Below are 25,045 nucleotides of genomic sequence, written 5' to 3'. Positions count from 1 at the left end.
GGGAAGCGGGCTGTGTTTTTTTGGGATATTCAACATCCTAGCCAACTAGTATTTGTGGAGGTCTTTCATGGCGATTCAAGCATATCGCTGGGTGATGAAGGCGGTCGGCCAGCCTATGGAACGGGAATTGTTCGACCCGGGCGCTCCTGGACCGGGCGAGGTCGTTATCGAAGTGGCGGGCTGCGGCGTCTGTCACACCGATCTCGGTTTCTACTACGATGGGGTACGCACAAATCATCCGCTGCCATTGACGCTTGGCCATGAAATCAGCGGCCATGTGGTGGCGGCCGGTAAGGGCGCCGACGAGTGGATGCGTCGCGCGGTCATCGTGCCGGCGATGTTCCAATGCGGCGAGTGCGATCCCTGCAAACGTGGCAAGGGCACTCTCTGTAGCAACGAAAGGATGCCTGGCAACGATATCGATGGAGGCTTCGCCACGCATATCCGGGTGCCAGCTCGAGGTCTCGTGCCGGTCGACGAGTCGCGACTGCGCGATGTCGGGCTGTCGCTGGCATCGGTGGCCGTGGTCGCGGATGCTGTGACGACGCCGTACCAGGCAGTGCTGCAATCTGGCTTGGGGCCGGGCGACATAGCTATCGTCAACGGCGTCGGTGGGGTAGGGGGTTATTGCGTACAGATTGCCCGCGCGATGGGTGCGACAGTCGTCGCGATCGATGTCGATCCGGCCAAGCTGAAAATGATTGCCGATTACGGTGCCGCCCTAACCCTGAACGCCCGGGAAGTCGACAGCCGCGAACAGAAGAAGCGCATCGCGGCGTTTGCGCGGGAGCGCGGATTGCGCCCCATCGAATGGACCATCTTCGAGTGCTCGGGCACGCGCGCCGGCCAGGAAAGCGCCTTCAGCCTGCTGGTGCGCGGCGGCACCCTCTGCGTGGTTGGCTTCACCCTGGACAAGGTCGAAGTGCGGCTTTCCAATTTCATGGCACTGCATGCCCGCGCGCTCGGCAACTGGGGATGCCTGCTCAAGAACTACGCCCCTGCCCTCGACCTTGTGCTGGAGGACAAGGTGAAGATCGCGCCGTTCGTGGAGGAGTTGCCCCTGGACCTGATCAACGAGGTCTTCCAGGCGGCACACGACCGCCGCTTGGTGCGCCGCGCAGTGCTGGTTCCCTAGACGAATGCTATTCGAGAATCGACCATGAGAAGCGTTACTGACCAGATTGCGCGCCACAGGGCACCCAGGCAGTTGACCGATCACGGGGTGGCTCCCGACGTCGTAGTGCCGGGCGTCGCCTATGAAAAACGCCCGGCGAGAACGCCGCGCGGCGACCTGGCCCAGGGTATCTACCACGCCTGGATCACCATCGACAATCAGGCGCAGTTCAACTCCTACAGCGTCGACATGCTCAAGGGCATCCAGTGGGCGTTGAAGACAGCCAGCAACGCTCGGGATGTCGTCAGCGTCGTCCTGACAGGCGCGGGCAGCAAAGCGTTCTGCACCGGCGGCAACGCGACGGATTTTGCCCGCTACTACGCCCGCAACCCGCAGGAATTCCGCCAATTCATGCGCCTGTTCAATGATACGGTGTCGGCGGTCATGGTGTGCGAGAAACCTGTGATTTGCCGGGTGAACGGCATGCGCACCGGCGGCGCTCAGGAACTGGGATTGGCCTGCGACTTCACCATCGCCCAGGACTTGGCCTTGTTCGGACTCGCCGGTCCGAAGCACGGGGGAGCGATGATCGGCGGGGCGACGGACTTCCTGCCGGTGATGATCGGTGCGGAAGCCGCACTCGCGGTAGGCACGCTATGCGAGTCCCTCTCGGCCCACAAGGCGCGCCGCCTCGGCATGATCACTGCCGTGGTGCCGGCCCTCAAGGTGGACGGCAATTTCGTACCCAATCCGTTGGTGGTCACCGACCGTTGCGTCGACGAGTTCGGAGAATTGGTACTGGGCGAGCCGAAGACTGGCGAGGCGCTCCTGCAGGGAAAGGCGCTTCTCGCTCTCGGCGAGGTTGACCTGAGCCTGCTCGATGCCAAGGTCGAAGAACTGTGCGCCAAGTTCGTGACCATGTTCCCGGATAGCCTGACCAAGAGCCTCGAAGCCCTGCGCAAACCCAAGATCGAGGCCTGGAACCGCAACAAGGAAGACAACCGCGCCTGGCTCGCTTTGAACATGATGACCGAAGCCTGCGCCGGTTTTCGCGCTTTTGCCGAAGGTAGCAAGGAAGCAGGGCGCGAAATCGATTTCGTGGCTCTGCGGCAGGCCCTTGCCAAGGGCGCCCCCTGGACGCCTGATCTGATCGACAACTTGATGCCCCACACTAGAAACTGAGGAGACCCCAGAGATGACCGACACACCGCTTGAAGTCCGGCTCGACCGCGGCGCGAAGCTGCTGCGGCTTCGGCTCAACCGTCCTAAAGCTAATATTGTCGATGCTCAAATGATCGCAGCGCTCAGTCAGGCGCTCGACGCGCATGCCGAGGACCGCAATCTGTCGGCGGTGCTGCTCGAGCATGCTGGGCCGCACTTCAGCTTCGGCGCGAGCATCGAGGAGCATTTCCCCGATCAGATGACAGGAATGCTCGCTGTACTTCACGGCCTAATCAAGCGAATGCTCGATTTCCCGCGCCCGATACTGGTCGCGGTGCGCGGCCAGTGTCTGGGTGGGGGAATGGAGGTCGCCCTTGCGGGCAGTCTGATCTTCGCGGCAGAGGATGCAATATTCGGTCAGCCTGAAATCAAGTTGGGTTTCTTTGCACCTGCCGCCAGTTGTCTTCTCCCCGAGCGCATCGGCCAGGGCGCTGCCGACGATTTGCTGTTCTCCGGGCGCAGCGTTTCAGCGCCAGAGGCGATGCGGCTCGGGCTCGTCAACTGCGTGGCAGAAGACCCAGTGGCTGCCGCGGTCGCCTATTTTGATGAACATCTGGCCGGGCTCAGCACCAACGCACTTCGCTTCGCCGTCAAGGCGGCGCGCGGGGCTATGACACGCCGTGTGATGGAACGCCTCGACGAACTCGAAAAGATATGTGGGCAAGACCTCATCAATAGCGTTGATGCGCTTGAAGGTTTGCTCGCGTTTCAGGAAAAGCGGCCTCCGCGTTGGAAAAATCGCTAACACGTGTTGAGCGAAGATGACGACCCGCGCAGCACGGAAATTGGGCGTGATGTTATCCCGTAAATATGTCAGGTGACTGCATCGAATCAGAGGATCTATTTCGGTTCGACAAGAGTCGACTTACTCATTCATTCATTGATGTAATCGGCTTTAACAGGGTGTTAATTTAATGTATTTCGCAGCATCGATGCTGATTGTGCGGTTGATATAATTACGTCCGCATTACGAGCTTGATTATTCCGACGCGCGGCATCGACCACGGACAGAACGCCTTGTTCAGCTACGTAAATATCGAAGGCCGAATTGGCCCTGACCATCCGTTGCGCCGGATCAAGACGCTGGGCGGTCCGGTATGTGATCGCTCGACGTTCAGCGCCAATCTCGATCGACTCCTCAAGGAGAGCGTGATGCGCGAGTTGTTCGGTGGCGTGGTGGTGGTCGCCGAATTGGCCGAACTGATGTCGGAAGATCATTTCAGCCCCGACGGTTCGTTGCTGCGGGCGTGGGCTTCGCACAAGAGTCTGACGGCGCGTGATGTCTCGGACGAGCCGCCTGGACCGGACGCCACGTCTCGGAGTCGGTTGTTTTTTGCAAGAAGCCGCAACACGCGGCGCCTTTTTGAGAGAGGGATGCATGGCCTTGTTGATTACAGATGAGTGCACTAGTTGCGGTGCCTGCCAAACGGAATGCCCGAACGAGGCGATTACTCAAGGAAATGATATTTATGTGATCGCCCCGAATTTGTGCACAGAATGTGTAGGTCATTTTGACGAGTCGCAATGCGTCCACGTCTGTCCGGTAGACTCGATTGTTGCGGACCCCGATCACGTCGAAACGAAGGCTGAACTGCGTGCGAAAGCGGCTCGATTGTAAGCAGTGGGATCGACATTCGCCAAGTTCCGTACTTCACGGGCGGTTTTTGGTGCTCGAGGCAAGAGAGGGGTTCGCTAAGTCAGTAGGTTGAACGAAGATCAAGGCAGGTACGCTTCAAGCAGCTGATAGGCAATCAAAATGGCGGAAGGGACGCCGCGAGTGCGCGGTGACACAGGTCGTCGCTTCGACCGAGGAGGAATGTATGTCCGAGCTGGAGCATGTATTCGTAAATGAGCGGGAAAATAAGGCGGTGCGCGGCGACGCCATGTCAGGGACGGAGCGACTGCGCGAGCGTGTCGTCGAGACGCTCGACAGCGTCGTGATCCGCTTCGTCGGCGACTCCGGTGACGGCATGCAGCTGACAGGCTCGGAGTTTTCGCGAGCGGTCGCGAAAGCCGGCCACGGCTTCGCGACGCATCCCGATTACCCGTCGGAGATTCGTGCTCCGACCGGAACGGTGTTCGGCGTGTCCGGCTACCAGATTCAGTATGGTGCGGGCCAGGTGTTCACATCGGGGGACGCGCCCGACGCGCTGGTCGCAATGAATCCGGCGGCGCTGAGGACGAACATTTCCGACGTCAAGCACGGTGGCATCGTCATCGTTAACGTCGGCGCCTTCACCGACGCGAGCCTAGTAAAGGCCGGCTATACCTCTAATCCGCTCGAGGACGGCAGCCTCGACGGCTACCGCATATTCCACATCGATATCTCGGCACTGACCGCCGCGGCGCTGCGGGACTCGGGGCTGTCGAAGAAGGAGGTCGCGCGCTGCAAGAACTATTTCGCGCTCGGCCTGATGCTGTGCCTTTATGGCCGGTCGATCGAGGACGAAATCGACGATATCCACCAAAAGTTCGCGAAGACCCCCCAATTTGCCGACGCGAACGTTGAGGCGCTGCGTGCCGGCTTCGCGTATGCGGACGCCGCCGAGATCTTCGCCGCGAGCTACCATGTGCGCGAAGCGGCCGCCGAGCCCGGCGTCTATCGGAGCATCACTGGCAACCACGCTGCGGCGCTCGGCTTCGTCGCCGCATCTGAGCTCTCAGGCGTGGGGCTCTTCCTCGGCTCGTACCCGATCACGCCGGCGACCGACATCCTGCACGAACTGTCGGCGCTGAAGCATTTCGACGTCACGACATTCCAGGCCGAGGACGAAATCGCCGGCATTTGCTCGACGATCGGTGCGGCCTATGGTGGCGCGCTCGCCCTGACGACGACCTCCGGTCCGGGCATGGCGCTGAAGACCGAGGCGTTGGGCCTCGCAGTGATGCTCGAGCTACCGTTGGTGATCGTCAACGTGCAGCGCGGCGGTCCCTCGACCGGTTTGCCGACGAAGATCGAACAATCGGACCTGCTGCAGGCGGTCTACGGGCGCAACGGCGAGTGCCCGATTCCGGTCATCTCCGCGCGCTCGCCCTCCGACTGCTTCGACTGCGCGCTCGAGGCTTTCCGCATCGCCGTCAAATACATGACGCCGGTGATCCTGCTGACCGATGGCGGCATTGCGAATGCGGCCGAGCCGTGGCGCATCCCCGATGTGGCCCGTCTGCCGAAACTCGAAGTGCGCTATCGCACCGATGCGGAAGGTTTCCAGCCGTATGCGCGCGACGAGAATCTGGCGCGTGCCTGGGTGCTGCCGGGCACGCGCGGGATGGAACATCGCGTCGGCGGCCTCGAAAAGGACTTCCTGTCGGGCAACATCTCGCACGACCCGATGAATCACCAACGCATGGTTGCGGTGCGCGCAGCGAAAGTCGCGCGTACTGCGCAGGATATCCCGCCGACACGCGTCGAGGGGCCGGCGAGCGGCGAGCTCCTCGTCGTTGGCTGGGGCAGCACCTACGGCACGATCGCGCAGGCGCGCGAAATAGCCGAGGCCGACGGGCGCTCGGTCGCGCACGTGCATCTGCGCCATTTGCACCCGCTGCCGCCGGACTTGGGCGAGGTGCTGGCGCGCTACAAGACAGTCCTGGTACCGGAACTAAATATGGGGCAACTCTCGAAGCTGCTGCGGGAGCAGTTCCTGCGCGACGTCGTGCCGCTCACCAAGGTGCAGGGCAAGCCCTTCAAGGTCAGCGAAGTCCACGACCGCATCCTCGAACTGAGCTGAGGTGCGCCGCGTCCCCATGCTCCCCTTACAGGAAAACATCATGAATGACCTGTCCGTACCTGTCGCACTGACGAAAAAAGACTTCGAATCGAACCAGGACGTGCGCTGGTGCCCTGGCTGTGGCGACTACTCGATCCTCGCGCAGGTCCAGAAGCTGCTGCCGACGCTCGGCATCCCGCGCGAGAACTTCGCGTTCATCTCCGGTATCGGTTGCTCGAGCCGCTTCCCCTACTACATGGAAACCTACGGGATACACAGCATCCACGGCCGCGCACCAGCGATCGCGAGCGGCCTGAAGCTCACCCGGCCCGAGCTGTCGGTATGGGTCGTCACCGGTGACGGGGACGCGCTCGCGATCGGCGGGAATCACTTCATTCACGCGATGCGCCGCAACGTCGACCTGAAGGTGATTCTTCTCAATAACCGCATTTACGGGCTGACAAAGGGACAATACTCGCCGACGTCCGAGTTCGGCAAGAGGACGAAGAGCACGCCGCTCGGCAGCATCGACCGGCCGTTCTCCCCAGTGTCGCTCGCGCTCGGCGCGGGCGCGACGTTCGTCGCACGCACCGTCGACAGCGATCAGCCGCATCTCGCGTCGGTGCTTGCGCGCGCCGCCGTGCACAAGGGCACCGCGTTCGTCGAGGTGCTGCAGAACTGCATCGTGTTCAACGACGGCGCGCACAATGCGCTGACCGAGAAGGCCACGCGCGACGACGCACGGCTCATGCTCGAGCACGGTAAGCCGCTCGTGTTCGGGAAAAATCGCGATCAGGGTATCAGGCTCGCCGGCATGGCTCCGGAGGTTATCAAGCTCGGCGACGGCGCGGTGAGCGAGGCGGAGCTCGTCGTCCATGACGAGCATGCGATGCACAGCGGGCTCGCATTCTTCCTGTCGCAGTTCGAGTCCCCGGAGCTGCCTGTGCCGCTCGGCGTGTTCCGCGCAGTGCGTCAACCGACTTGCGACGAGCTGAACGCGCATCTGCATGAAGCTACGCGCGAAGCGAAGGGGCGCGGGCGGCTCGCGGATCTGCTACACGGCGGCGACACATGGACGATCGTCTGACGAGTTCAAGCTAGACGAAGGTAGAGGGCGATCCTGACAGTATATGAGACCGATGATTGCGAGACCCCCGTGGCCCTTGGACAATATGAATTTTGGCGAGCGGTGACTTCGCTATGTATCCGGGGCGAACCGACTGGCGCAACGGTGGAGGTGTTGAAATGATTCTCAACGAGGAGCAATCGTTCATCCGTGAAACAGCTCGAAAAATAGCGCGCGACCGCTTGGCGCCCACTGCGGCTATGCGCGACCGTAATTGCCGTTTTCCTGCTGAGGAACTCGCCGAGTTAGGAACATTGGGCTTCATGGGCATGGTGGTGCCACGGGAGTGGGACGGTGCGGAAACCGATTATGTCTCTTATGTGGCGGCAATCATGGAAATTGCTGCCGGCGACGGTCCGATTTCGACCATCATGGGCGAACACACATCGGTATGCTGCCTGCCGGTGCTCACCTATGGTACGGACGAGCAGAAGAACCGCTTCCTTCGTCCTATGGCGCGTGGGGAGATGATTGGCTGTTTCTGCCTGACGGAGCCAGAAGCAGGATCCGACCCGGCCTCCATGAAGACGCTAGCGCGCAAGGATGGCCGTTCGGGGTATGTCATCTCGGGTACCAAGCAATTCATCACCTCGGGGCGGAATGCGAGCGTGGGCATTGTCTTCGCTGTTACCGACCCAACCGCCGGCAAGAAGGGAATTTCTGCCTTCGTTGTGCCCACCAATACCCCGGGGTGGACCGTGACCCGCGTTGAGGAAAAGATGGGCCAGCGCTCGTCCGATACATGCTCCCTCACATTCGATGACATGTGGGTTTCGGCCGATAGCCTCTTGGGCAGAGAAGGCGAAGGGCTGCGAGTTGCGTTCTCCCACCTTGACGGCGGGCGTCTTGGCATCGCGGCCCAGTCGGTGGGTATGGGGCGTGCGGCGTTTGAGCACGCCTTGGGTTATGCCAAGGAACGCCGGCAATTCGGCAAACTCCTCATCGAGCATCAGGCAGTTGCATTCCGCCTCGCCGATATGGCCACGCGGCTCGAAGCGGCTGAGCAGTTGGTGCTACACGTCGCGGCCATGCGTGACGCCGGATTACCCTGCGTCAAAGAAGCATCGATGGCGAAGGTGCTCGCGAGCGAAACGGCTGAGCGGGTCTGCTCGGATGCGATCCAGACCTTGGGAGGATACGGCTACCTGGCTGATTTTCCACTCGAGCGGATCTACCGGGATGTTCGAGTTTGTCAGATATACGAGGGCACTGGAGACATGCAGCGATTGGTCATTGCACGTGCCCTAACGGGATAAAGAGCGAGGAAACAACAATGGTCCGTCTGCTGGGATAAATTAATTTGCGTTTCTCAAGCCCCGGCATCGGTTATCGAATTGATGGAGTTGTCTTTCATTCGGCGATTTCTGATGCAGTTAAACGCTTAGTGAAGTTCTGCATTGCGCTCGGGAAAGTACCGGGTGATCCTGAGCAAGGAAATATCCGGTTTCATCGTGAATCGCATATTTCGTGATCTGATCCGCGAGGCCTCGAGTCTCTGAGAGAAGGAGGCGCATGCATCGGCCGACGATGTCGATCTCGACGTGGTCAGGGGACTAGGGTGTCAAATATGCCATTGGGATTCAGAAGAAATTGATGTTTCCTACTTGGCGCGAATGAATGCAACGAAACCGGTCTTACTTCGGCCAAGCCCAACCGATCGGCAAGGAGATGTACGCGGGGCGGTTGGGGTAAGAAGTCTGGCAAAGGATTCTGAACGTAAGAGGGAGACAAGAAGTAATGACTACTCCGCGCGGCAAGAGACTCCAACTGTCGCACCTCCAAGACCTACGTTCGGCTTTGCCAGATGCGCCACGCATAGTGCTCCACTCCGCGTGTGCCGAGCCTCCGCGCTTGACTCAGCAACTGAGTGAGGCAGCCGAGGTGTTCCGTGGGGCGACCGTGTATGGGCTCATGCCGATGGGCGAAGCGCCCTATGCTGGCATAGAGGCAGCCAAGCATCTTTCGATCCAGGCGCTGTTTCCGGGAAAGGGATTGCGTGAGCCGATCAATTCAGGCCGCGCTTCTTTTCGGCGCTGCACGCTGTCCGAAATTCCGACCCTTTTCATCAGCGGTGAGATCAGGGCCGATCTCCTGCTACTACAGGTCTCTACGCCCGACGAAAATGGGAGAATGTCTCTCGGGGTGTCGGTCGACTATATGCGGGCGGTCCTTGCTCAGGATCCAATCGTCGTTGCGGAAGTGAACCCGCAGATGCCATTTACCTGCGGAGACACGGCGTTGCTGCCCGAGGAGGTCGATTTCGTCGTTAATGCAAATCGCGGCCCACAGGTCGTGCGCGCTGCCGACACGGACGAAACTGACGATGTTGACCGGACAATCGCAGGAAATATAGCAGGTCTCATCTCGTCTGGAGCCGTGTTGCAGGCTGGCATCGGAGCCTTGCCGGATCTGGTGTTCACCGAACTGAGCCACCTATACGATTTGGGGATCCATAGCGGCATCATCACCGATGGCGTTCGGCCGCTGATCGAGCGCGGTGTCGTGACTAACGCGACGAAGAAGGTGTTGCCGGGTAAGACGGTCACAACGATGGCTGCAGGTACCCGATCCTTCTATGGTTTTCTCGACCATAACCCGTTGGTCGAATTTCATCCCTGCTCGTTTACACACGCACTTGATGTCCTCGCGGCCATTGATGGGCTCGTTGCGATCAACAGCGTTTTGCAGGTCGATATAAATGGCAGTGCCAACGCTGAGCAGATCGGTGGTCGCGTGATCTCAACGCCCGGAGGATTGCCCGACTTTGCAAGGGGCGCATCAGCAGCGAAGGGCGGTATGAGCATCATCGCACTCCGTGCAGCAACCAAAGGGGGGGCGGTCAGCAACATTGTCACTACGTTCGGTCGGGGAGTCCCCACGACAATCGGTGCGCAAGACATTGATTACGTGGTGACCGAGTATGGGGTTGCTCGACTGCGAAATAAATCGCCTGCGCAGCGGGCACTAGAGCTCAGTGCCGTGGCACATCCGGATTTCCGAGCCGCGCTACGGCGCGGCGAGACATTCAATAGAACGATGGAGAATTCATGATCGAGTCGCTTGAGCTTACATCCATCCCCGCCGAGGACGAGGGTCTGCGAGTCTCGGTGCGTGCATTTCTTGACGAAGCCCTCGAAGGGGTGCCCGCCGATGTCCGTGCCCGGTCCTGGATGGGCTACGACGCCGACTTTAGTCGCCGGCTTGCCGCGAAAGGGTGGCTCGGTTTGACTCTGCCGAAGGAATACGGCGGCGGCGGACGAAGTTCGTTCGCGCGCTTTGTCGTCGTGGAGGAGCTGCTCTCTGCAGGGGCTCCCGTCACCGCTCACTGGATTGCCGACCGCCAGAGCGGCCCCTTGATCCATAAATATGGGTCCGAAGCGCAGAAGAAATACTATCTGCCTAGGATCTGCCGCGCGGAAGCTTTTTTTTGCATCGGTATGAGTGAGCCTAACTCGGGTTCGGATCTCGCCAGCGTGACAACTCGGGCGGTGAGGACGGATAGCGGCTGGAAGCTGAACGGACGCAAGATCTGGACGACAAACGCTTACCGTTCCCACTACATGATTGCACTTGTGCGCACATCGGGGGAACCGGCGGATCGGAACAAGGGCTTGTCCCAGATGATCGTTGATCTCTCTTTGCAGGGCGTGACTGTGCGGCCGATTCACGATATCACGGGGGATGCTCATTTCTGTGAAGTCTTTTTCGACGACGTGATGCTAGGTCACGATGCGCTGATCGGTGCAGAGGGGTCCGGTTGGGAGCAAGTGACGGCGGAACTTGCGTTCGAACGCAGTGGGCCCGAGCGCATTTATTCCACGCTGGTTCTCTTTGACGAGTGGCTTGCTTTCCTCTGTCGTGATACGCGTGTCGATGATGGGCGTGTCGCGTTACTCGGGCGCATGGCGAGCCAACTATGCGTGCTGCGTGCGATGGCCATTTCGGTCACGGAAAAACTAGCGCGGGGTGAGAGTCCGGTGATTGAGGCCGCGCTAGTCAAGGACTTGGGAACGGAATTCGAGCAGCAGATGCCGCTGCTGATTGCTGACAGCCTGGGGGGCGATCCGGATCGTCCGGTGCCATCCGTCTTGTTGAAAACCCTGGCATACGTGACACAAATTTCTCCTTCATTCTCTCTGCGAGGCGGCACGCGGGAAATCCTGCGTGGAATGATCGCCCGTGGGCTCGGACTTCGGTAGAGGACAGCGGTCATGCAAGAAATCATATCCGACGCGATAGAGCAACTGCTCGCTCATTGCTGTACGCCGAATCATGTGCGCCGTATCGAGAGGGGAGAGGGCGGCACGAAGGAACGTGCCGCACTTTGGGGGGCATTACAGGAGTCCGGCTTTACCGACGCCTTGGTGGCTGAAGCGATGGGGGGGGCAGGATTGAGTCTGTCCGATGTCTATCCGATCGCCTTTGTTGCTGGTCGCCATGCCTTGCCGCTACCGTTAATACAGACCATATTGGTCCGAGGAATCATGTCCGAGACCAACGCCGAGCTTCCAGAGGGGTCTATAACGATTGCTGGAGACGTCGCGGTGACTCCGGACGGAACAATCATATCGAATTACGTGCCGTTTGGTGAAGTGGCTGACTGGGTCTTGGTGGATTTCGGCGATCGGGCGCAGCTATTGCCTGCGACCGGTGCCCAAAGGCACATTGCCGGGGGGTGCGGGAGCGTCAATGCCCGAATGCGATGGGCGAAACAGCCGATTTCTGGCAACGAACTTCCTGGATCCAACTGGCGGGCATATGGAGCGTGTCTGATCTCTGCAATGCTCGCCGGATCCATGGCGCGGATTCTGCAAATGACGATAGGGTATGCCAATGATCGAGTGCAATTCGGCAGGCCGATCGCAAAGCTTCAAATCATCCAGCAGCAGATCAGTGTCATGGCAGAGCAGGTTTTTGCGGCCCGAATGTCGGCCCAGATCGGTTTCAGTGCCGACGGGATAAGTCCAAAATTGATGGCTGCCGCTGTGGCAAAGCAACGTACCAGCGAGGTGGTCGGCACAGTGTCGTCAATTGCGCATTCCGTCCACGGCGCAATGGGGTTTACAGAGGAATATGATTTGCAACTTTTCACACGCCGGATGCACGAGTGGCGCCTCGCGTATGGCACGGAGGTATATTGGTCAAAGGTCGTCGGGCGCGAACTCCTTGCCACCGGTGCGTCACGAACTCTGGATTTCGTACGTCGGAGCCTTGCCGGTTGATCTGTCCAATCCAATTTGATATTGAGAGACGAATAATGGGTAGTTTCCTGCTGGTCGATAAGAACGGGCCCGTGATCACGATGACCATGAATCAGCCCGAACTCCGGAATGTGCTGACAGGCAATTCCGCCGTCGAAGACTTCGTCGATGCATGTTCCCGAATCGCCCGTGATCCGACGGTTCGTGCCGTCATCCTTACTGGTGCGGGAACGATGTTTTGCGCGGGCGGAAATTTGAAGGACATGCAGCGCTATTCGAAGGAGAAAGTGGATCCGATCACGATCAGCGACGAATATCGGCGGGGAATTCAGCGGCTCCCGCTGGCACTCTACAATCTTGAGGTGCCCGTGATTGCGGCAGTAAATGGAGGGGCGATCGGCGCAGGATGCGACCTAGCATGCATGTGCGATATCCGGATCGCCGCTACGTCAGCATATTTCGCGGAGTCCTTTGTGAAGCTCGGGATTGTTCCGGGCGATGGGGGGGCTTGGTTACTGCCGCGTGTAGTAGGTCAATCGCGGGCGGCGGAAATGTCCTTTACGGGCGATCCAATTTCCGCGCAAGAGGCTCTCGAGTGCGGTCTGGTGTCTCGTGTAGTGCCTGGTGAGGAGTTGCTGGATGTGGCTAACAAGTTGGCCCAGCGTATTGTTTGCAATCCTGGCCCTGCACTACGTATGACGAAACGACTTCTGCGGGAGGGGCAGTACGTGCGCTTGGAGTCCCTATTGGAGCTTTCAGCAACCTACCAAGCACTAGCGCACAAGACTTCCGAGCATGAGGAGGCTGTCGCGGCATTCCTCGAAAAACGCTCGCCGCGCTTTGAGTAGGGGGCTCGAGTAACCCGAGGTTTTCAATGAATCCCGCCGTGTAACCATGATTGCGACCGAATTCGGTGAAATTTCTCTGGCAAATCAACTCGTTTACCGGCGGTGTCGCCCTGCTTTTGCCTCGAATCGCATCGGGCATCGGCAATTCGGCTCATTTAGGGCGTCTGAAAGCCTCGATTCCGGCCTCCAGGAAATAGACCAGCCGCTTCAAGTTGTAGCAGGCCGCCATCATCGTCATCGCAAAATTTGCTTGCGCCTGGCCGATGGTGCGCAGCAGTTTGCCGCTCATCTGTTCGAGCGCTCCGAACACATGCTCGACCCGTGCACGCGTCTTGGCGATGCGTTTGTTGCGCCGCTGCTGGCATTCGGACAACGTCTTGTTGCGCTTGCCCTTCGTCTGGATCTGGTTTCGGAAGCCGTTATCTTTCAGCCAGGGGTCACGTCCCTCCGACGGGTAGCCCTGGTCGGCATAGACAGCGCGGCTCGTGTTGCTCGTGTCGAAGACGTTGTCAAAGTGCTGGCTGTCGTGCGTGCTGGCGGTCTCGATCTCGCGGATGATCTTGTACTTCTTGTCGACGTTGATCGAGAGCTTGTAGCCGAAGTGGCTCTTGTCGTGCTTCTTGGTCCACGTGGCGGCGGTGTCCTTCTGGCGCCGATTCGCCGGCTTTCAGTCGGCGGGCATGCGGTCGAGCTAATGGTACTCCATCTGCTCAACGGACAGGTTGTACAGGCGCTTCAACACGAGGATACGCACCATCGTCTCGATCGGGTACGGCGGACGCCCGCCCTGCGCGCTGATCGGGCGCGGCGCGACGCGATCAATCTCAGCCGCGAGCGCTGCGAAGTCGATGTACGACTTGATCTCGGCCAGCGGATCGCCCAGCGAGTCGTTCTTCTTGCGGTGGTGTTCGTCAGCGAACAGGTCAGTCTTGATGGCGCTTCGCGATTTCATCGGACAGGGCTGCGGCAGGTTTCAGGACGATGTAATTTTACGAAGGGCGGGCGGGCCGAGGTTTTTCGAGGCGCCCCATATTCGTTTATCTACCGATGACCGCCAGCCTGCCGCTTGCCATCCTGATCACCGCGCTGGTCGCCCTCGGGCCCTTGTCGATGGGCTTCTACCTGCCGGCGCTGCCGGCGATCGGCGAGGCCCTGGGTGCCGATGTTGCGAACACTCAGCTCACGCTGTCGGTGTTCCTGTTCGGGTTTGCCGCCGGCCAGCTCGCCTACGGCCCGCTGTCGGACCGCTTCGGGCGTCGGCCGGTGCTGCTCTTCGGCGTCGGTCTTTACGTGCTGGCCTCGGTCGCATGTACGCTCGCGAATTCGATCGAAACGCTGATCGCGGCGCGCTTCCTGCAGGCGCTCGGAGCCTGCGCGGGGCCGGTGCTCGGACGGGTGGTGGTGCGTGACGTGTACGGCCCGCACGACGCCGCCCGCATGCTTTCCTACATCGGTACCGCGATGGCATTGGCGCCGTTGTTGGGTCCCGTAGTCGGCGGTTGGTTGACGGTATGGTCAGGCTGGCGCGCGACCTTCGTGTTCCTCACCGGCTATTCGGCGCTGCTTGCGCTGGGGCTGTGGTTCGTGCTCCCCGAGACGAACAATCACCGCGATCCTGCGGCGACGAACCCTGCCCGCATGGCGCACAATTTCCTGACCCTGTTGCGCGACGGGCGTTACCGCGGCGTGCTGCTGTGCAACGGGCTTGCCTATTCGGGGCTGTTCGCCTTCATCTCGGCGTCCCCCTTTGTGTTCATCAACATGTTCGGTTTTTCGCCGCAGGAGATGGGCCTCGCGTTCGGCGTGATGGTGTCGGGTTACATGTGCGGCTCGACGACCTCGGGCCGGCTGTCTCGGCGGCTGGGGTCGGAGCGCTTGTTGCGCTGGGGCTCGGCGCTGAGCGCGGTGGCCGGGGTCGCGATGCTGGCGCTGGCGCTCTCGGGCGTGCATCGCCCGATGGCGGTGATCGTGCCGATGTGGTTCTCTGCCGCCGCGATCGGTCTCACGATGCCTAACGCGGCGGCGATCGGGCTGGCGAACTATCCGTACATGACCGGATCGGCGGCCTCGCTGATGGGCTTCTCGCAGATGGGGCTGGCGGCGCTGGCCGGCATCTTCGTCGGCCACTCCTTGGGCGATACCGTGGTGCCGATGGCGCTGGTGATGGCCTTGGGGGGGCTCGCTGGCTTCGGTAGCTATCTTGTGTGGGTGCGTCAGCCCGTTCGCTGACCGCGCGGGGCCACTTTCGGGGCTATTGTCGACGCGCATCCAAAATTACCGTAAGCACCCGGTGAACACACCTTCTCCCGGCCCCCTAGCCCGGATATTTCATCGGAGGTATCGGCGGAACCGCCGGAAGGCGCTCTAATACAGGTGTCGAAGCCGTATGTAGAGGAGTTCCGCCGATGCCGAAGTGTACCGCGAATGAACTGAGCTTTGGGCGCCTGGGTCGGCGCCGGATTGAAGCCAACTTCGAGGGCGGAGCGCTCAGTTCGGACGGAGGCCTGATGCTGCTGCGACAGGTGGACCAGCGCATCGGCCTGTCGGCTGCGGTGGCGAAAGCGCTGCACGATCCACGCCAGTGCGTACACGTGTCGGAATCAACGGTTCCACGCGAGCCCAGAACTCGTCCGATACCTTCCAGCTTGCCGTAAGCGCCCGCCCGAGCAGACCGGACGCTTACAGTTTGCCAAACGTCGCGCCAATTTCGACCTCTCATCGATCAGGACGTCATGGTCGGTGAATGACAAAATTTTCGCAAGGTATTTGCGGATAAGTTCTTACTAAGAAGTGTGTTGGTTAGCGTACATTGAGTAATGCCGGCGTGCGATAATTGCGCATGGAAAAGAGAGACGGTCGCTCCCTGTCGCATGCCACGCTCGAAGAGATTCGGATTCGGGCGGTGCAGCGTGTTGAAGCGGGCGAGTCGCCCGAAGTCGTGGTCAAGGCGCTCGGGTTTTCGCGCCCGCGCATCTACGAGTGACTGGCGCTGTACCGCGAGGGCGGGGTTGATGCGCTGCGTGCCAAGCCGGTGCCGGGCGCGAAGCCCAAACTCGACGGCAAGGCGCTTGATTGGCTGTACCGGACGATCACGCTGTCGAACCCGCAGCAGTTCAAGTTCGAGTTTGCGCTGTGGACACGGGCGATGGTTCGGGAGTTGATCCGCAGCCAGTTCAAGGTGGCGATGTCGGAGATCAGCGTTGGGCGCCTGCTGCGCAAGCAGGGGCTTTCGCCGCAACGTCCGCTGATGCGCGCCTATCAGCGCGATCCGGCGCTGGTGACCGACTGGATCAAACACGAATTTCCGCGCATTCGCGCCGAAGCCAAGTCGGCCGGGGCGGAGATCTTCTTCGGCGACGAGGCCGCGGTGCGCTCGGACTACCACACCGGCACGACCTGGGCGCCGGTGGGGGTCACGCCGGTGGTGAAGACGACCGGTGCCCGCTTCAAGCTCAATCTGATCTCCGCCATCAGCCCGAAGGGGCAGTTGCGGTTCATGTGTACTGAGGGGAACGTCACCGCGGACGTCTTCATCGAGTTTCTGAAGCGACTGATGCAGGGCACAACGCGGCCAATCTTCTTGGTGGTCGATGGTCATCCGGTGCATCGCAGCGCCAAAGTCCGGAAGTTCGTCGAAGGACTCGACGGACGGCTGCGCCTGTTTCGGTTGCCGGCCTACGCGCCCGATCTGAATCCCGACGAGCACGTCTGGGCGCATCTGAAAAGCCACAAGCTCGGCCGCAGCATCATCAAGGGGCCCGAGCAGATGAAGAAACTTGCGCTGCGCTTCATGCGCTCGCTGCAGAAAACCCCCGATATCGTTCGCGCATTCTTCAGGCATCCGAGCACCCGCTACGCGGCCGAATAGAATGTACGGTAACCAACGCACTTTTTAGTAGTAATAGCCCGAGCGATTCCGCATCGTCGTCGCCCCGGTGGTTTGCAGCCGGGCAAATCCGGCATAGCGCCCGTTCCGATTGTTTGCAGCAGGTCTCCGTCGGCCGCCGCAGCATTCCGCCATCCAGACGACTGCGAAACGGCGTGATGACATTCCCTAGCAATCCGACGAACGACTGCCGCCGCGCGCCGGCCCTGGCCCTGACGCTGGCCCTTGCGCTGGGCAGTGCGACGCCCGCAGCAGCGGGCGATACCGCCCCGGAGCGCGCACAGCTGGCGGCCCTGGTCCGCCAGCTCGACATGCTCGAGCGGACGGCCCAGTACGGCGCGAGCCTCGCTCGGGATGAGCGCGCCCGTTATCACTTCGACTACGCCCGCCTGCACCAGGACGTCGAGCGCATCCGCGCCGGCATCAACGACTACCTGACGCCGCAGCGCGCTCAACCGCGCGATCCGGTCCCGCTGGTCGGCGACTACCGCCGCGAAACCGCGAATGCGGAGCAAGCGCCATGACGCCCTCCGCCGATCAGGTCGCCGCCTTCCAGGCCAACGGCGGTTTCACGCCCGCGACCGTCTCCACCGTCGTCCTCGGCTTCGTCTTCGCCGTCCTTTTGCTGTGGGGCGTGTGGGCGATGCGTACCGCCTATGTCGGTTGGGCCGAGAACCGACTGACCCAGCGCCAGTTCCTCGGCGTGGTCGTGCGCTTCGTCGCAATGTACCTGGTGCTGAGCTTCTTCCTCCTGTCCTGACCCCCACGAAAGGTTGAATCGCTATGAATCCTTCCTCGACTTCTCATCGCACCGGGCGCATTGCCGCCGTGCTCGTTCCGCCGGTCTTCGCGGCCACGCCGCTGGCTTCAGTCGCGGCGGGCCTGCCGACCATGGAGGACCCATCGCGCGGCGCGGGCAGCGGCATCATGCAGACGCTGCAGAACTACGGCTACGACATCGTGCTGCTGATTGCGCTGCTCGTGGTCGCCTCGATGTTCGTCGGGGTCTGCTACCACGCCTATACACGCTATTCGGAGATCCACACCGGCCGCGCCACCTGGGGCCAGTTCGGCCTCACAGTGGCGGTGGGCGCCATCCTGCTGGTCGTCGGCATCTGGCTGCTGACCAAGGCCACCGGCGTGCTGTAAGGGCCGGCACCGATGGCCGGCTACCCGGAGAGTCCGCGGGAGACACCGCGCGATGGGCTCGTGACCTTCTTGCCGCATCGCCTGAACCGCCATCCGGTGGTCGTGCGCGGGTTGACCGCCGACGAGCTGTGGGTCTGCGCCGGTTTGTCGGCCGCGGCAGGTTTCCTGGTCGGGGTGCCGCTGGCCTGGCTGACCCGCAGCATCGCCATGTTGCCCACGTTGATCGTCGTCGGCGTCGGGATCGGCGTCTTCGCGGGCGGCGGCTTCATGCGCCGGCAGAAGCGCGGCCGGCCCGACACCTGGCTGTACCGTCAGCTCCAGTGGTGGCTCGCGCTGCGCTATCCCGCGCTGGCGGCCCATATGGGCGGGCAGTCCCAGATCACCCGCTCGGGCTGGTGGACCACGCGGCGTCAGCACTCTTTCACGTCCATCCATCGAGGTGCGGCATGAGCCGGTTCAAGAACGAAGTCACGCACCTGCAGGCGCACGTCAAGACCTTGCGCTTCGGCGCCACCGCGCTCTTCGTTGTGGCCTTGCTGCTCGGTTTCGGCTGGTGGAGCGCACCGAAGAGCCTGACCATCCACGTGCCCCCGGACCTGCGTTCGGGCAGTACCCGCAAGTGGTGGGACGTCCCTCCGGAGAGCGTCTACGCCTTTACCTTCTACATCTGGCAGCAGGCCCAACGCTGGCCGACCAACGGCGAGGAGGACTACCCGCGCAACCTCAAGGCGCTGTCCGCCTACCTCACGCCGAGTTGCCGGTCCTTCCTGCAGCAGGACTACGAATTCCGGCGTGGCAACGGCGAGCTGCGTCAGCGCGTGCGCGGCATCTACGAGATTCCCGGCCGGGGCTACGGGGACGATCCCACTTCGCGCGTCCGGGCCGCATCGGCGAACGACTGGATCGTCACGCTGGACGTAAGTGCCGACGAGTACCTGGGTTCCGAGCAGGTCAAGCGTGCGCTGGTGCGCTATGCGCTGAAGGTCGTGCGCATGGACGTCGACCCGGAGCGCAACCCCTTCGGTCTCGCCCTGGATTGCTACGCGAGCGCGCCGCAGCGTATTGAACCGTTGCCGGCACCGGCGTCGGCCAGCCAACCGGCAGTCGCCACCAAACTGCAAGGAGGAGCCCCATGAAGCGCCTTGTCCTGCCGGCCCTGGCCGGCCTCCTGCTCAGCATGGGGCTCGTCTCAACCGGTGAGGCCGTGGAGGTCCTGCGTTGGGAGCGTCTACCCCTGGCCGTGCCCCTCGTGGTCGGACAGGAACGCGTGATCTTCATCGACCGCAACGTGCGCATCGGCGTGCCGGAAAGCGTCGGTGCGCACCTGCGTGTGCAGAGCGCGGGCGGCGCGATCTACCTGCGCGCGAGCGAACCGATCCCGCCTTCGCGGCTGCAACTGCAGGACGTGGAGTCCGGCGCGCTGATCCTGCTCGACGTCGCGGCCGAGCCGGCCAAAGCCGGCCAAACACCGCTGGAGCCCGTGCGCATCGTCGAAGGCGATGGATTGCCGTCGCGTGGCACCGGCCAGGCCAGTGCCACCGCAAATGAGGAGGAACCCCGCGACACGGCCAGCGCAGCCACGCGACGCGCGACCCCGGTGCCCGTGGTACTGACGCGCCATGCGGCGCAGAACCTCTATGCCCCCCTGCGGGCGGTCGAGCCCGTGCCCGGTATCGACCGCGTCAACCTACGCCGCGATCTGCCGCTGGACACTTTGCTGCCTACGCTCCCGGTGCGCGCACGGGCGCTGGCCGCGTGGCGGCTTGAAGACCAGTGGGTGACGGCCGTGAAGCTCACCAACACCTCCGCACGCAGGCTGGACCTCGATCCGCGCGCCCTGCAGGGCGATTTCCTCGCGGCGACCTTCCAGCACACGACCCTGGGGCCCGCCGGCCGCTCGACCGACACCACCGTGGTCTTCCTCGTCACGCGCGGCCATGGCCTGGCCGAGTCGCTACTGCCGGCAGTGGCACCCATCGACGCGATGGTGAACCTGCCGCCGGAAGCCGCTGCCGGCCAGCCCGAAGGAGGGGCGCGCGATGAAGAGTAATCCGCTGCTCAAGTGGCTGCTGATCCCGATGGTGCTGCTGCTGGTGTTCGTCGGCGTCAAGCTCGCATCAAACGAGCGCGGCACCAAGTCCGCGCCGCCCGGCACCGCCAGCCAGCTCACGCCGGAAGAGATGAAGGCCCTGGGCATCGAGGGCGACACGCCGCGCGATACCGTCGCCACGCTGGTGGCCCAGGTCAAGCAGTTGCGCAACGAACTGCAGACCTCCCTCAACGACAACAAGAACCAGAAGGCCGAAAATGAGCGCCTGCGCGCACGCGAGAGCGCGATCGACCAGCGCATCCAGACTGCGCTGGACGGCGAGCGTGGCCGCCTGCAGCAGGACCGCGATCAAGCAGCTGGCGACCGCCAGCAGACTCAGAATCTGCTGCAGGAACTTCAGCGGCGCCTCGACGGCCTCTCCGGCAAGGGCGGCCAACCCGATCTACCCGTCGGGCTTGGCCTGGAGGAGGGTGACGGCAAGAATTTCGTCGGCGGCCAGGGTAGCGGGATTCATGGGAGCGGCAGTGGCACGCGTTGGCTCGAACCCGACGACGCCAAGCCCCAGGCCAAGAACAGCGGCGCCGGCAGCACGCCGAGCTTCCCGACGAGTTTCGGGCCGGCCCAGAAAACCCTGTCCAGTGCTGCGGATACTATCGCCGACGCCGGCAGCCGCACCGTGGGCGCCTCCACCAGGCCTGTCTACACGGTGCCGTCGAACTCGACGCTGATGGGGTCGATTGCCATGACGGCGCTGATCGGGCGCGTGCCGATCGACGGCACGGTGAACGACCCATACCCGTTCAAGGTGTTGATCGGCCCAGACAATCTGACCGCCAACGGCATCGACATTCCCGACGTGGCTGGCGCCGTCGTCAGCGGCACGGCTTCGGGCGACTGGACGCTCTCGTGCGTGCGCGGCCAGATCCGCAGCGTGACCTTCGTGTTCCAGGACGGGACGATCCGCACCGTGCCGGAGAACGGCGCGCGCAGCCAGGGCGGCAACAGCAGCGCGGGCGGCAGCGCCACCCAGGGCGGCCTGGGCTGGATCAGCGATCCCTACGGCATCCCATGCGTCTCCGGCGAGCGGCGCAGCAACGCCCAGCAGTACCTCGGCTCGCAGGCGCTGATCACCGCGGCAGGTGCGGGCGCCGCTTCGCTCATCAAGTCCGACAACGGCAGCGTGGCCGTCGTCTCCAACAGCAACGGCTCGCTCGGCACGGTCGGCATCTCGGGCAACGAGGCCATGGGCCGCATCCTGGCCGGTGGCGTGCGCGACATGGCCGATTGGGTCAACAAGCTCTACGGCCAGGCCTTCGCCGCCATCTACGTGCAGCCAGGCGCGAAGGTCGCCGTCCACCTGGAGCAACCCCTCAACATCGACTACGACGCCAAGGGGCGCCGGGTCAATCACCGCATCGGAGAAGCCCATGCGTCGGAACTGGACTGATACGGTCGTGGCCATGCTCGTGGCCACGGCGCTGGGCGGCTGTGCCACCAGCAAGGACAAGGTGCTGCCGCATGGCGATCACACCATGCTAGATGTCTGGAACCAGGAGACCGGCGGCAGCGCGGGCGGGGGCCAGCCGGCCCGGCAACTGCTCGATGCGCGCCAGGGCCTGCGCCGGCCGCTGACCGAGGCCGACGTGCAGGCCGTCCCCGCGAACAACGCGGCCTACACCCGCACGGCGGCCAACGAAATCCACCGCCAGTTCCACCGGCTGCCGAACCCGGACCTGGTGATGTACGTCTTCCCGCACCTGGCCGGCAGCGACCCCGTGCCGGTACCCGGCTACACCACGGTGTTTCCGCTCTACCAACGGGTGCAGTACGCCATGCCGGGCGAGCGTCTGGAGGACTACTGATGGCCTGGACCGTTCCCTTCCTGCGGGCACGTCAGGCTGAAACGCCAGCCGACGACGCCTGGACGCGGCACGTGTCGATGCTGACCGAGCATGGCATCAGCGAGCCCGGCAGTGCGCTGGCCGTCCGCCGCCGCAAGCCGGCCACCGAGGCGGACGCCCAGGCGCTCTACGACGTGGCTCCGTCCTTCGCCGATCTGTTGCCCTGGGCCGAGTACCTGCCCGGCTCGAAGAGCATGCTGCTCGAGGATGGCCTGTCGGTGGCGGCTTTCTTCGAGCTGGCTCCGGTCGGCACCGAAGGCCGCGAGCTGGCCTGGCTGTGGCAGGCGCGAGACGCGCTGGAGAACGCGCTGCAGGACTCCTTCGACGAACTCGACGAGAACCCCTGGGTGGTCCAGCTCTATGCCCAGGACGAGGCGAACTGGGACGGTTATCTGCGCGGGCTGGCCAGCTACGTGCGGCCGCGCGCCCAAGGCAGCGCTTTCAGCGAGTTTTACCTGCGCTTCTTCGCCCACCACCTGCGCGCGATCACCAAGCCCGGTGGCCTGTTCGAAGACACCACGGTGACGCGCCTGCCATGGCGCGGCCAGATCCGGCGGGTGCGCATGGTGGTCTATCGGCGCACGCCCATGTCTGCGTCGTCCGGCCGCGGCCAGTCGCCCGAGCAGGCGCTGACGACGATCTGCGACCGGCTCGTGGGCGGCCTCGCGAACGCGGGTGTGAAGGCACGTCGCATGGACGCCGCCGACATCCAAGACTGGCTGCTGCGCTGGTTCAACCCCCATCCGACTTGTCTCGGCCCGAACGTCGAGGACCGGGAACGCTTCTACGCGCTGACCCGCTATCCAACGGAGCATGAGGAGGGTGAAATCGAGCTGGCCAGCGGAGATTTCGCCCAGCGCCTGTTCTTCGGACAGCCGCGCTCGGATGTGGAGAATGGCGTCTGGTTCCTCGACGGCCTGCCGCACCGGGTCATCGTCATGGACCGCCTGCGCATGCCACCGCCGACGGGACACCTCACCGGGGAGACCCGCAAGGGTGGCGATGCGGTCAATGCGCTGTTCGACCAGATGCCGGAAGACACGGTGATGTGCCTGACGCTCGTGGCCACGCCTCAGGACGTGCTGGAAGCGTACCTGAACCACCTGAGCAGGAAGTCGGTCGGCGAGACCCTCGCTTCGGAGCAGACCCGCCAGGACGTCCAGCAGGCGCGCAGCCTGATCGGCAGTGCGCACAAGCTCTATCGCGGCGCGCTGGCATTTTACCTGCGCGGTCGCGATCTGGCGCAGCTCGACGCCCGCGGCTTGCAACTGGTCAACGTCATGCTCAATGCCGGCCTGCAGCCGGTGCGCGAGGAAGACGAGGTGGCGCCGCTCAACAGCTACCTGCGCTGGCTGCCCTGTGTGTTCGACCCGGCCCTCGACAAGCGCCAGTGGTACACCCAGCTCATGTTCGCGCAACACGCCGCGAACCTCGCGCCGGTCTGGGGCCGCAGCCAGGGGACGGGGCATCCGGGTATCACCTTCTTCAACCGCGGCGGCGGTCCGATCACCTTCGATCCCTTGAATCGCCTCGACCGGCAGATGAACGCGCACCTGTTCCTGTTCGGCCCGACGGGTTCAGGCAAGAGCGCGACCCTCAACAATATCCTGAACCAGGTCACGGCGATCTACCGGCCGCGCCTTTTCATCGTCGAGGCGGGCAACTCGTTCGGCCTGTTTGGCGACTTCGCGGCGCGGCTGGGGCTGACGGTGCATCGCGTGAAGCTCGCACCCGGCGCAGGGGTCAGTCTCGCTCCGTTCGCCGATGCACACCGCCTGGTGGAGACGCCCAGCCAGGTGCAGACCCTCGACGCCGACGCCCTGGACGAGGACCGCGAGGAAGCAGCGCAGGTCGCCGATGCCGACGAGCAGCGCGATGTGCTGGGCGAACTGGAGATCACCGCGCGGCTGATGATCACCGGCGGCGAGGACAAGGAAGAGGCCCGCATGACGCGCGCCGACCGCAGCCTGATCCGCCAGTGCATCCTCGACGCGGCTCAGCGCTGCGTGGCGGAGAAACGCACGGTGCTCACGCGCGACGTGCGCGATGCGCTGCGCGAACGCGCCCGCGATGCGACGCTACCGGAGGCACGGCGCACCCGGTTGCTGGAGATGGCCGACGCCATGGACATGTTCTGCCAAGGCGTCGACGGCGAGATGTTCGACCGCCCCGGAACGCCCTGGCCCGAGGCCGACATCACCATCGTCGATCTGGCGACCTTCGCCCGCGAGGGCTACAACGCCCAGCTCTCGATCGCCTACATCAGCCTCATCAACACGGTGAACAACATCGCCGAGCGCGATCAGTTTCTCGGGCGGCCCATCATCAACGTCACCGACGAGGGCCACATCATCACCAAGAACCCGCTGCTCGCTCCCTACGTGGTCAAGATCACCAAGATGTGGCGCAAGCTCGGCGCCTGGTACTGGCTGGCGACCCAGAACATCGACGATCTGCCGAAGGCGGCCGAACCGATGCTCAACATGATCGAGTGGTGGATCTGCCTCTCCATGCCGCCGGATGAGGTGGAAAAGATCGCGCGCTTCCGCGAGCTGAGCCCGGCGCAGAAAGCGCTGATGCTGTCGGCGCGCAAGGAGGCCGGCAAGTTCAGCGAGGGCGTGATCCTGTCCAAGTCGATGGAAGTGCTGTTCCGCGCGGTGCCGCCCAGCCTATACCTGGCGCTGGCCCAGACCGAGCCGGAAGAGAAGGCCGAGCGCTTCCAGTTGATCCAGCAATACGGCATCGGTGAGCTGGATGCGGCCTTCAAGGTCGCCGAGAAGATCGACCGTGCCCGCGGCATCGAGCCGCTGGCGCTCGATGCGTTGGCGTGACGGGGAGGCGA

The 25,045-nt window shown here is 62.8% G+C and carries 25 protein-coding genes and 1 pseudogene; 25 read left to right on the top strand and 1 reads right to left on the bottom strand.

All coding sequences use genetic code 11. From position 1 onward, the window contains the following. Positions 1–67: 67 nt before the first annotated feature. The 12 genes from had (at position 68) to CDA09_RS21760 (ending at position 13,217) form a co-directional block, all read left to right on the top strand. Positions 68–1,135: a 6-hydroxycyclohex-1-ene-1-carbonyl-CoA dehydrogenase gene (gene had, locus CDA09_RS21815; RefSeq protein WP_050417917.1), complete on the top strand. Its 1,068-nt coding sequence runs from the start codon at positions 68–70 to the stop codon at positions 1,133–1,135. 24 nt (positions 1,136–1,159) lie between these two features. Then, the gene (gene oah / locus CDA09_RS21810; RefSeq protein ID WP_050417916.1) at positions 1,160–2,296 is read left to right on the top strand and encodes a 6-oxocyclohex-1-ene-1-carbonyl-CoA hydratase; all 1,137 of its coding nucleotides are present in this window, start codon (positions 1,160–1,162) and stop codon (positions 2,294–2,296) included. Positions 2,297–2,309: 13 nt separating this feature from the next. Then, a complete protein-coding gene (locus CDA09_RS21805) occupies positions 2,310–3,080 on the top strand; it encodes a cyclohexa-1,5-dienecarbonyl-CoA hydratase (protein WP_050417915.1) in 771 nt (256 codons plus the stop codon). A 230-nt stretch (positions 3,081–3,310) separates the two neighbouring features. Beyond that, positions 3,311–3,736, top strand: coding sequence for a hypothetical protein (locus CDA09_RS21800; protein WP_174718469.1), 426 nt, complete (start codon positions 3,311–3,313; stop codon positions 3,734–3,736). Continuing rightward, positions 3,714–3,953, top strand: coding sequence for a YfhL family 4Fe-4S dicluster ferredoxin (locus CDA09_RS21795; RefSeq protein WP_083447106.1), 240 nt, complete (start codon positions 3,714–3,716; stop codon positions 3,951–3,953). The genes CDA09_RS21800 and CDA09_RS21795 overlap by 23 nt, the downstream gene beginning before the upstream one ends. A gap of 202 nt (positions 3,954–4,155) precedes the next feature. Next, positions 4,156–6,063: a 2-oxoacid:acceptor oxidoreductase subunit alpha gene (locus CDA09_RS21790; protein ID WP_083447105.1), complete on the top strand. Its 1,908-nt coding sequence runs from the start codon at positions 4,156–4,158 to the stop codon at positions 6,061–6,063. A 40-nt stretch (positions 6,064–6,103) separates the two neighbouring features. Next, positions 6,104–7,129, top strand: coding sequence for a 2-oxoacid:ferredoxin oxidoreductase subunit beta (locus CDA09_RS21785; protein WP_050417913.1), 1,026 nt, complete (start codon positions 6,104–6,106; stop codon positions 7,127–7,129). 158 nt (positions 7,130–7,287) lie between these two features. Then, on the top strand, positions 7,288–8,424 hold the full coding sequence (locus CDA09_RS21780) for an acyl-CoA dehydrogenase family protein (RefSeq protein ID WP_050417912.1): 1,137 nt from the start codon (positions 7,288–7,290) through the stop codon (positions 8,422–8,424). Between the two features lie 595 nt (positions 8,425–9,019). Next, entirely contained in the window at positions 9,020–10,219 is a 1,200-nt protein-coding gene (locus CDA09_RS21775; RefSeq protein WP_050417911.1) for an acetyl-CoA hydrolase/transferase family protein, read from the top strand. Continuing rightward, a complete protein-coding gene (locus CDA09_RS21770; RefSeq protein WP_050417910.1) occupies positions 10,216–11,367 on the top strand; it encodes an acyl-CoA dehydrogenase family protein in 1,152 nt (383 codons plus the stop codon). The genes CDA09_RS21775 and CDA09_RS21770 overlap by 4 nt, the downstream gene beginning before the upstream one ends. Before the next feature lie 12 nt (positions 11,368–11,379). Then, entirely contained in the window at positions 11,380–12,390 is a 1,011-nt protein-coding gene (locus CDA09_RS21765; RefSeq protein WP_050417909.1) for an acyl-CoA dehydrogenase family protein, read from the top strand. 35 nt (positions 12,391–12,425) lie between these two features. After that, positions 12,426–13,217, top strand: coding sequence for a crotonase/enoyl-CoA hydratase family protein (locus CDA09_RS21760; protein WP_050417908.1), 792 nt, complete (start codon positions 12,426–12,428; stop codon positions 13,215–13,217). Between the two features lie 151 nt (positions 13,218–13,368). Here the strand turns inward: CDA09_RS21760 and CDA09_RS21755 are convergent. Beyond that, positions 13,369–14,169: pseudogene (locus CDA09_RS21755) on the bottom strand (IS5 family transposase). Between the two features lie 95 nt (positions 14,170–14,264). On the opposite strand from CDA09_RS21755, the gene CDA09_RS21750 reads away from it, so the two are divergent. From CDA09_RS21750 to CDA09_RS21695, 13 genes are all read left to right on the top strand, one after another. Then, on the top strand, positions 14,265–15,446 hold the full coding sequence (locus CDA09_RS21750) for a multidrug effflux MFS transporter (protein ID WP_050417907.1): 1,182 nt from the start codon (positions 14,265–14,267) through the stop codon (positions 15,444–15,446). Positions 15,447–15,622: 176 nt separating this feature from the next. Further along, positions 15,623–15,871 (top strand): transposase, encoded by a 249-nt coding sequence (locus CDA09_RS23855; protein WP_050417906.1) that lies wholly within the window; start codon positions 15,623–15,625, stop codon positions 15,869–15,871. Between the two features lie 185 nt (positions 15,872–16,056). Beyond that, entirely contained in the window at positions 16,057–16,200 is a 144-nt protein-coding gene (locus CDA09_RS23545) for a hypothetical protein (protein WP_198149584.1), read from the top strand. A gap of 48 nt (positions 16,201–16,248) precedes the next feature. Then, positions 16,249–17,085: an IS630 family transposase gene (locus tag CDA09_RS21740; protein WP_232299293.1), complete on the top strand. Its 837-nt coding sequence runs from the start codon at positions 16,249–16,251 to the stop codon at positions 17,083–17,085. Between the two features lie 176 nt (positions 17,086–17,261). Continuing rightward, positions 17,262–17,627 carry an integrative conjugative element protein, RAQPRD family gene (locus CDA09_RS21735; protein WP_050417905.1) on the top strand — a complete coding sequence of 122 codons (366 nt, stop codon included), beginning with the start codon at positions 17,262–17,264 and terminating at the stop codon, positions 17,625–17,627. After that, the gene (locus CDA09_RS21730; RefSeq protein WP_050417904.1) at positions 17,624–17,863 is read left to right on the top strand and encodes a TIGR03758 family integrating conjugative element protein; all 240 of its coding nucleotides are present in this window, start codon (positions 17,624–17,626) and stop codon (positions 17,861–17,863) included. Before CDA09_RS21735 ends, CDA09_RS21730 begins: the two co-directional genes overlap by 4 nt. Before the next feature lie 23 nt (positions 17,864–17,886). Then, positions 17,887–18,252: a TIGR03745 family integrating conjugative element membrane protein gene (locus CDA09_RS21725; protein ID WP_050417903.1), complete on the top strand. Its 366-nt coding sequence runs from the start codon at positions 17,887–17,889 to the stop codon at positions 18,250–18,252. A gap of 12 nt (positions 18,253–18,264) precedes the next feature. Continuing rightward, the gene (locus CDA09_RS21720; RefSeq protein WP_050417902.1) at positions 18,265–18,702 is read left to right on the top strand and encodes a TIGR03750 family conjugal transfer protein; all 438 of its coding nucleotides are present in this window, start codon (positions 18,265–18,267) and stop codon (positions 18,700–18,702) included. Next, the gene (locus CDA09_RS21715; RefSeq protein WP_050417901.1) at positions 18,699–19,388 is read left to right on the top strand and encodes a PFL_4703 family integrating conjugative element protein; all 690 of its coding nucleotides are present in this window, start codon (positions 18,699–18,701) and stop codon (positions 19,386–19,388) included. The genes CDA09_RS21720 and CDA09_RS21715 overlap by 4 nt, the downstream gene beginning before the upstream one ends. Next, positions 19,385–20,302, top strand: coding sequence for a TIGR03749 family integrating conjugative element protein (locus CDA09_RS21710; protein WP_050417900.1), 918 nt, complete (start codon positions 19,385–19,387; stop codon positions 20,300–20,302). Before CDA09_RS21715 ends, CDA09_RS21710 begins: the two co-directional genes overlap by 4 nt. After that, positions 20,292–21,749, top strand: coding sequence for a TIGR03752 family integrating conjugative element protein (locus CDA09_RS21705; protein WP_050417899.1), 1,458 nt, complete (start codon positions 20,292–20,294; stop codon positions 21,747–21,749). Before CDA09_RS21710 ends, CDA09_RS21705 begins: the two co-directional genes overlap by 11 nt. Next, on the top strand, positions 21,730–22,164 hold the full coding sequence (locus CDA09_RS21700) for a TIGR03751 family conjugal transfer lipoprotein (protein ID WP_050417898.1): 435 nt from the start codon (positions 21,730–21,732) through the stop codon (positions 22,162–22,164). Before CDA09_RS21705 ends, CDA09_RS21700 begins: the two co-directional genes overlap by 20 nt. Then, positions 22,164–25,034 (top strand): conjugative transfer ATPase, encoded by a 2,871-nt coding sequence (locus tag CDA09_RS21695; protein WP_050417897.1) that lies wholly within the window; start codon positions 22,164–22,166, stop codon positions 25,032–25,034. The genes CDA09_RS21700 and CDA09_RS21695 overlap by 1 nt, the downstream gene beginning before the upstream one ends. Positions 25,035–25,045: the final 11 nt, after the last annotated feature.

This window comes from Azoarcus sp. DN11, from assembly GCF_003628555.1.
In the GTDB taxonomy this organism is placed as follows: Bacteria; Pseudomonadota; Gammaproteobacteria; order Burkholderiales; family Rhodocyclaceae; genus Aromatoleum.
The sequence above is the reverse complement of the archived record's forward strand: the minus strand, read 5'-3'. Positions and strand labels throughout refer to the sequence as shown.